Origin of the sequence: Syntrophothermus sp. (assembly GCF_013314835.1) — a bacterium.
Taxonomy (GTDB): domain Bacteria; phylum Bacillota; class Syntrophomonadia; order Syntrophomonadales; family Syntrophothermaceae; genus Syntrophothermus; species Syntrophothermus lipocalidus.
On the sequence record NZ_JABUEX010000083.1, the window covers coordinates 1 to 7209 of the forward strand.

Below are 7209 nucleotides of genomic sequence, written 5' to 3' on the forward strand. Positions count from 1 at the left end.
TATTTTTGTTTAAAATCCGTTCATGCAGCAATATCATCCGGTTGTGCAGCGATACGCTCCTTTTGGGAATATCAGGCAGGAGAACGGTTTTCTGCGTCTAAAGTGATTTGCAATACCAATTTTCCGGGGGGTGAGAAGTATGTTCAAAGCGGTCAAGACTAACCTTCTGCGATTTGCTTCGCCACCGGTTAACGAGCTTACATTGGCAATTCTTGCATTAGGTGGGTCATTGGTTATCGCTATCAGTTACTACCTTTCTCAAAAAGTGCGGGGATTTCAATACGTGAGCCTGGGCATTTCAGGCATTTCAGCCGCCGTTGCGTCTTTTCTGATGGCAGTCCAAATGAAGCGCATCATCTGTTGGCCGTGTCTCACTACAGACGTTTTGTTTTATTTGATTTTCGTTTTGATGTGCTTGGATGTTATTTACCAAATTAAAGAAAAAATAAACATAGGAGGGGTTGAGAATGGTTAAGATGCTCAGAAAGTCTTGGCAACGGTTCGTTGCAGTTGTAATAACCGTTATTATGCTGGCAACACCTGCCATTGTCGGTGTTGCTGCAGCAGCTGTACAGGTTGGAGAGAACGCTGTAGTTGATGTTGATGATTTAAACATAACTGAATATGGCAGTGACGATAAGGTAACCCAAGAACTTGCCAGATTAGAGCCTTACGTACAATACACTTATAGCAATGGGATTAGGCTTCAGACCTTTGATACTAATACTGCTCTTGAAGAAGGGTTTTCAAAAGATGTAGTCTTGTTGGCGCAAGAAATGGTTGCCTTTCAAAATGACATGGCAAAGATGGCATTCGCGCGTGGAATCAAAGACGTGACTCAATTGAACATCTCATTACAGAAATATCCCAGAGTCGCAAATTTTTTTGCCCAAATGACACAGCAGTTTGAATCTAGCAAGAACAACACAACCCTCAATCCCTCATCACTAGACAGTGACCCGCATCCTTGCGGAACTTATGATCATCCAATACCAAGCTATACGCCAACGTGGTATACCACTTCCTCAAATAACCCGGAACAAGAACTCCTGAATAAGGGTTACCACCGAACGGCGAGTTATGCCTGTGAGCAAGGCTGCACAAACAATAATGGCGTTTGGGTAGACTTTACTAAAGGAAGATCATACACCGGACCATATGGAACTTGTAGCTCTCCACGCTTTCGTAACCATGGACGGATACAAAATAGCTCTTTGTACGCAGAACAGTTTGGGGAACCTAACCCAGAGATATTTTCCTATGTCTGGCCATATTGGAATTGGGGCGCTTATGTTCGATGGTGGCATAATAATTTCTAAGGGTATAATTCCTAGGGGTGATAAAGCTACCTGTCCGATTTATCGTCGGACAGGTAGCAAATTTAAACACCAGGAGGGCATATGAAAAGGCTAATAGTTAAAATAGGGTTGCTCGTAATGATAATTGTGATTATAGTAGGAATAGGTGTCGAATATAAGACACATCTCTTCAAAATGATTATATCTGGCGTATATGATAATCGATTACATGGTGTTAGCTGTGAGAAATTGCCGACATTGTCTGAAGTTGAACAAATTGTAAAAGAACATCAGGACTTAATTAGAGAGATTGAAAATGTAAATCCAGGATTCATACGTGTTTATATTGATTCCCCTTGTCCGGGGAAAGGAGAAATTGTCATTGAATATGCATCACACCAAGATAGATTACGAATAGAAGAATTAATAGGTGAGACGTTCTTCGGGGTTCCCTGGAAGGGAATCAATACCTGATGAACCTTCCACTATAGGAAAGGCCAGCGGGATGTCAAAGGGGCTTCGGCACCTATGACGGTTGACTTGCAATCCCCCGGGATCCTGATCGAGATCGACAAACAGAAAATATTCATTAACCCGGAGGAGATCCTCTACGCCGAAAGCCGCAGGCATGGGGTTTTCATAAAAACGGTGAAAGATGCGTATCTCGCTGGGGGCGACTTGAACAGACTAGAGCAAAAGCTTAATCCCCAGTTCTTTTCAGGTGTCATAAAGGCTTTCTGGTCAACCTGAAGAAGATCAAGGCAATAATTTCCTCGGGCCGTTCCTGCGACATAATCCTGGATTCCGGAGACAGGGTTTTCTTAAGCAGGGAAAGGGAAAAGGGGTTATGAGGCGAACATCCACCATCCTACCGATTCCGGGTTAATTGCGGACACAGTGCGGGTGGTGACACGCCTGGTGAAACAGGCCCAGGCTGCTGTTGGTGAGGCGGGAACAGCTGTCCGGGACCGCAGGCGCAGCATCAAAAAACGGGTGCTGGCGATCACCAAAGTACTGAAGCGGCGCACGCAAGAGGCAGTAGAGGAAGTGCGTCGGATCACCGGCGAAATGGCTGATCACCCGCGGAAAAACCCTTAAGGCTGCCCGGGGAGTGGTGGAGCAACTTCGCCGGGAAGCCCAAAACCTGGCCGGCACGGTAAAGGCAAGGCAACAGCGTCTTGAGGTACAGCTGGAAAGAGCCCTTGCCCTGGGAGAGCAGGTAATCAAACAGGCGCGGCAGGTGAATGCCGGCCAGCTAATCCTGCCGGACCGCGTGGTGAGTATTTTTGACCCGGAGGCCAGGCCCATCAAACGCGGCAAGGCACACCGGGAAACCGAGTTCGGCTACAAAATACGGCTGACGGAAAGTGCAGAGCGGCTGGTGACCGAGTATGACGTGATGATAGGCAACCCTCCGGATAAAGAACTACTTGTCCCCGGAGTCAAGGAACACATTCACCGCACCGGGCGAGTGCCCCAATCCGTTGCTACTGACCGGGGATTCTGGGCTCCGGCCAACGAACGCACTTTAAAGAAAATGGGTGTGCAAAAGGTCAGCCTCCCTTTTAAAGGCAAATGCAGCCGCCGGCGCACCGAACACGAGCGCCAATCCTGGTTCCGTCGGCTTCAGCGTTGGCGGGCCGGTCAAGAAGGAACAATCAGTGAGCTGAAGAGGCGCTACGGACTCGACCGGACACTTTACCGGGGATTGAACGGCTGCCGGCGCTGGGTGGGCGGAGCCATTTGGGGATATAACCTGAACCGGATAGCCAAGCTGATCTAAGCCAGGCGGCAGCACCAAACCATGATCAAGTTATCAAGGAGCAATCTACATACTTTATAGAAGAGTAATCAGGAAATTGCTTTTTTTCAGCAGAATCTACTTAAATATTCCAGGTAAAGGCATTAGAACCTACACTTTCAGCAGCACTTACGTCGCTACGGTGAATACGGTCACCTTTTTCGGGATCAGATATAGCCGATTTCGCGTTGTTTGTGACGAAGCGCCGCACAGAGGAAGAATAGAAAGACTATACTAAAGCGGGGCATTCGGCTGGTACTTCGTTAGCCGAGACCTGATGATTCGATAAGTCTTTCCGCCGCAGGCCAAGCACCTTTTCCTTCAAACCTCCGGGTAGACTCTTAATAAGGTTCAGATGTAAATTCACCGGTAATTACCTGCGGGTTTCGGCGCTTACTTTAAGGAAAATCAGGCTTCCCTTTCGGGGAATATTGACATACCAGTTCGTTTTTCCCTGTAACGGGTGGCAAATAATGCCGCAAGGCAAAAACGGCAACAAACTGAAAGAACCCCGTTTTTACCTGGCAACACAAGTAAGAAGTAATGGCCTATCGGGCCCGCTGTTCTGGGAAGGGGCGTCTGTGCCCCCTTTGGTGCACGGGACGGAGGATTACCGTCCCTACCTCAGCACCGCTGCGGAGCTTTAAGCTTGGTATGGAACATTTACCAAAAGCTCTGCTATTATGGAAGATACCGTCAGTACGTATTTCATGAAAAAACTTATAGCTCATGATCTCCTGATCGATAAGCAGTGGGAGTTCTACCGGATGAACTTGAATTACTCAAACCTAAATGTGTCTCCGAATGCTACTGCGAACGCAACCGTAATTTTGGATTACGATTACCGCACTATAGGACAGGAGGTTACCACCAGTGTCTGCAATATCGAGTACCGGTTTAAGTTGAATAAAAGCGGAGAAAAGTGGAAGATTACTGAGATTATGGTGGATACCAAAGAGTTTGCTAATTTCCAAGCTGATCTGAGGGATTTTGCTGCAAAGAGGGGACTTTCCTTAGCGAGCAAGGAAGCCATCGACCGCTATTTTGCTTACCGGGCGGAAGACGCAAAGGAGTTCAGGGCGTTGAAGGAAAAATGGTCGAGTGTTCCTCCTACCTCGGAAGAACAAATGGGCTCCCCGGTAAATCCGATGGCTACGTTTTCCTACGACTCTGCCAAAGGTTCAAGATATGCCTAGAAGTACGCACCGGAGGGGCAGGACAGCACCATAAGGCTATTCTACTACGTACCTGGTGGGGACTGTACCAATTTTGTCTCCCAGTGTGTTTGGGCGGCTTACGGCGGTTGGGTCGAAGTCAATGATACCAAGAGTAAGGAAAACATCCGCAACTGTGTTAGAATGGTTGCCGGTATCTGGCAGGGTAGCAGCGGCGGAGGAACACCTAACTGGGAACAGGTCTTGAAATTTTTTAACTATGTGATCAGTTCTAAAACATATGGGCCGAAGGGGAATAAGTTCGCCGGATCTGTAGCAAAATCGTTTCCTTTAACCAACATACAGGTCGGTGATGTTCTGCAGGTTAAGCGGGGCAGCAGTGGAACTTACGGGCACTCGGTATACGTTAGCGTCATCAAGGGTAGCACCTCGGACAAAATTTTTTGTTTGCCAGCATAGCAGTGATATCAAAAACAGGACATTGGAGAATTTTAATAAATGGCTGGGGCGGTCCGAATACGTGCTACATAAGAGGTGTACACTTCTCCTCGGCTCAATTTCAAAAGTAATTTGAGAGGAGTGATTCTGTGAAAACGAAAGCGGCAATGCTGTTAGTTGTATTTACGGCAGTGGCCCTGGCATTAGGAGGTATGAAAAATGTGACCAACGAATCCAGGAAGAACCCGCCGGCAGCGCAAGGTGGAAGCGAGCTTGCGCCAGTAGCAAAAAGCGGGGAGCACGAAAATTTTAAGATTCTCGAGAAGCGCCTGACGGCAGAGGATATCGCTAAATGCAAGCAAGTCATTGAGAGATATTTTGAGGCTTTAAGGACGCATAACTTTGAGTTATACAATCCCGCTGTTGCCGATGGTTGGAAAGTAAAGGCCGGCGACCCGCAAGTTTTGCGGATAAAAGAGGCTAAAGTCTACCGGATCAACGAGAATCCCCTTCCTTCATTCCACACCAGTCTGCTGCAAGTGTAAGCATTTATCGAGTGCCGCTGCAAGGGGGAAAGGCCTGGTGAGTTATGCGGTGATTCTCTGAATGGTGCCGCCCTTGGCCTCCTCCACCCGCTACTGTTCCTTGGGGTGCGGCCTGCGCTGTTTCCGTAGACACGGGCAAAGCCCGTTCGTGCACTATTATAACCCGTTTGTGCCGCCTTTTGACCCGTTTGGGAAGATCAGGCAGGAATAAGTCTTTCCGCGTCTAAAGGGATCTTCAGCCCGATTTCCGGGAGGTGAGAAGTATGCTCAAACCGGTCAAGACAAATCTCCTGCGGTTCGCATCGGCCTTGCTCCTGCTCGTAGCGGCAACAGGAGCCAGCACCACTTGCTGGTTCCACTGGTATCAGCCGAAAGTGCCGGAAAAGGGATAACCAATATTCTATTTAGGGGTTATTCAATGAACAGCCCCCGATGAACCGGCAGATCGTTGACCATCATTCACAAGGGGCGAATACACTCCCTTTGCAGAAATAGCACAAAGGTTACACTTAAGCCCCCTTACCGTCAAAACCTACTGCCAAAACACCTACGAGAAGCTTAATGTTAGCAGTATCTCGGAGTTACGCGCCAAACTCGGTTGGTAGCCTTGGCTGATATTTCTTCCTCCCAAAGGTCTCCTCTTTTTCTAACCCCGCCGTTGTCGGATGCAGAATACTCCGAAAAGGAGTAGAAAAATACTCCGTTTTGGAGTATGGACACCGGGACTGTACAGGGCTATACTGCGGTAAAATGTGGAACCAAAGGGGTGATGGCGGATGCTATGAAGTTATAGGAGTTGATATAAGGTTAAAATAAATTAACACATCGAATTTTAAAATCCGGTCGTGAGGAGGGAATCCGTTAATGCCGGGAAATATGAGCTTTAAATATCGAATAATCTTCGCGGGACTACTGACGTTGGCATTACTGGTAACTCCGGCGCTTGTAGGCTTCGCAGCAGGAGAATGGGCGATAGATACACTTGATATTCTTAACGATGACTTTGTTAAGGCTACGGTGAAAGAGATCGAGTGTAAGCATTGCCGGATGAGTGATACCGAGCTACGAAGCCAAGGCCTAACCTCGGAAGACATTAAGAAAGTCCGCGCGTTCTGCGCGTTGTCGACTGAAGAAAAGACCAAAGAGATCAAGGATGCCATTATGGCTGCGCGGAAGCAGGTTGCTGACTGCAGAAAGAAGCAGTGTAAAGGCTCGATCACAGGGCACACAAATAGTTACGATTGCTACTTTAGTGGCCAGAATACCGGCATACCTAACTATGCTGATCTCGGTCTTTCCTGCTCTACTTGTAGCTGGCATGATCCCACTCCAACTAGCTGTAAGGTTGAGGGAGCAGTCGCCTGCTTATGGGGGTGCACAAACGTTGACCCAGTGTTAGGTTGGAGCAGTGACACAAAGCTGTTTACCAGTAGGTCTGCACTCGAAGCTTCTATATGGCCCCTTGGTTATCATTACACAAGCATACCAGGACTTGAAGGAACATATAGCCGCTGGCTCTCTTATGGGTATAGATATGAAATACAATCTGCTGGAACCGTAGTCATAAATGGAAGGACCTATTACAAATTCCATAGCGAAGGGCCAGAACCCAGCCCCGAATTTAACTGGTATGCGTCGTTGAGAGGCTGGTGGCCATTGGAAGTATTAGTGTGGCACGATAACTGCTAAAGAGAAAGGCTGTGGTGTATAAATGCAGCGCACCAAGCGCGTCGCACTTATCTTAGGATTTGTTTTAGGCCTGGTAGGCCTATTTCTTTATATAGCTGCTGTGCTTCCTGGGCCTCCTAAAGAACCAACAATAAAAATTGAACCGGTTCCAGAAAATCTTCCTCGGGGTACGGTAGGTCTGCAGGTGGGACAAATTTACAAATATGAGTTAGTATCCTACGAACTCGAACCTAGCTTATTAAAGCGGGCGATCAAGGTGTCTT

General features: G+C 47.8%; 13 protein-coding genes and 1 pseudogene. All 14 read left to right on the top strand.

Annotated features, from left to right (window positions below):
- Positions 1–139 precede the first annotated feature (139 nt).
- Entirely contained in the window at positions 140–475 is a 336-nt protein-coding gene (locus tag HPY90_RS14205; protein WP_287195466.1) for a hypothetical protein, read from the top strand.
- Complete coding sequence (locus tag HPY90_RS14210) at positions 468–1319, top strand: hypothetical protein (RefSeq protein WP_287195468.1); 852 nt, start codon at positions 468–470, stop codon at positions 1317–1319. Before HPY90_RS14205 ends, HPY90_RS14210 begins: the two co-directional genes overlap by 8 nt.
- 81 nt (positions 1320–1400) lie before the next feature.
- The gene (locus HPY90_RS14215) at positions 1401–1772 is read left to right on the top strand and encodes a hypothetical protein (RefSeq protein WP_287195470.1); all 372 of its coding nucleotides are present in this window, start codon (positions 1401–1403) and stop codon (positions 1770–1772) included.
- A gap of 54 nt (positions 1773–1826) precedes the next feature.
- Positions 1827–2048, top strand: a complete 222-nt coding sequence (locus HPY90_RS14220; protein WP_287195472.1) for a LytTR family DNA-binding domain-containing protein — start codon at positions 1827–1829, stop codon at positions 2046–2048.
- Between the two features lie 17 nt (positions 2049–2065).
- Entirely contained in the window at positions 2066–2149 is an 84-nt protein-coding gene (locus tag HPY90_RS16240) for a hypothetical protein (RefSeq protein ID WP_353733680.1), read from the top strand.
- A pseudogene (locus HPY90_RS14225) lies at positions 2148–3081 on the top strand (ISNCY family transposase); the annotation flags it as partial. The gene HPY90_RS16240 and the pseudogene HPY90_RS14225, both read left to right, overlap by 2 nt.
- Before the next feature lie 491 nt (positions 3082–3572).
- Entirely contained in the window at positions 3573–3746 is a 174-nt protein-coding gene (locus tag HPY90_RS14230; RefSeq protein WP_287195473.1) for a hypothetical protein, read from the top strand.
- A gap of 63 nt (positions 3747–3809) precedes the next feature.
- The gene (locus tag HPY90_RS14235; protein ID WP_287195475.1) at positions 3810–4295 is read left to right on the top strand and encodes a hypothetical protein; all 486 of its coding nucleotides are present in this window, start codon (positions 3810–3812) and stop codon (positions 4293–4295) included.
- Positions 4296–4325: 30 nt separating this feature from the next.
- Entirely contained in the window at positions 4326–4733 is a 408-nt protein-coding gene (locus HPY90_RS16245; RefSeq protein WP_353733681.1) for an amidase domain-containing protein, read from the top strand.
- A gap of 128 nt (positions 4734–4861) precedes the next feature.
- Positions 4862–5257, top strand: a complete 396-nt coding sequence (locus tag HPY90_RS14240) for a hypothetical protein (protein WP_287195478.1) — start codon at positions 4862–4864, stop codon at positions 5255–5257.
- 263 nt (positions 5258–5520) lie between these two features.
- The gene (locus HPY90_RS14245; RefSeq protein WP_287195480.1) at positions 5521–5649 is read left to right on the top strand and encodes a cyclic lactone autoinducer peptide; all 129 of its coding nucleotides are present in this window, start codon (positions 5521–5523) and stop codon (positions 5647–5649) included.
- A gap of 99 nt (positions 5650–5748) precedes the next feature.
- A complete protein-coding gene (locus HPY90_RS16250) occupies positions 5749–5862 on the top strand; it encodes a LuxR C-terminal-related transcriptional regulator (RefSeq protein ID WP_353733682.1) in 114 nt (37 codons plus the stop codon).
- A 259-nt stretch (positions 5863–6121) separates the two neighbouring features.
- Positions 6122–6946 (top strand): hypothetical protein, encoded by an 825-nt coding sequence (locus tag HPY90_RS14250; protein ID WP_287195482.1) that lies wholly within the window; start codon positions 6122–6124, stop codon positions 6944–6946.
- A gap of 22 nt (positions 6947–6968) precedes the next feature.
- Positions 6969–7209: hypothetical protein (locus HPY90_RS14255; RefSeq protein WP_287195483.1), on the top strand; the 241-nt coding region annotated here is incomplete at its 3' end.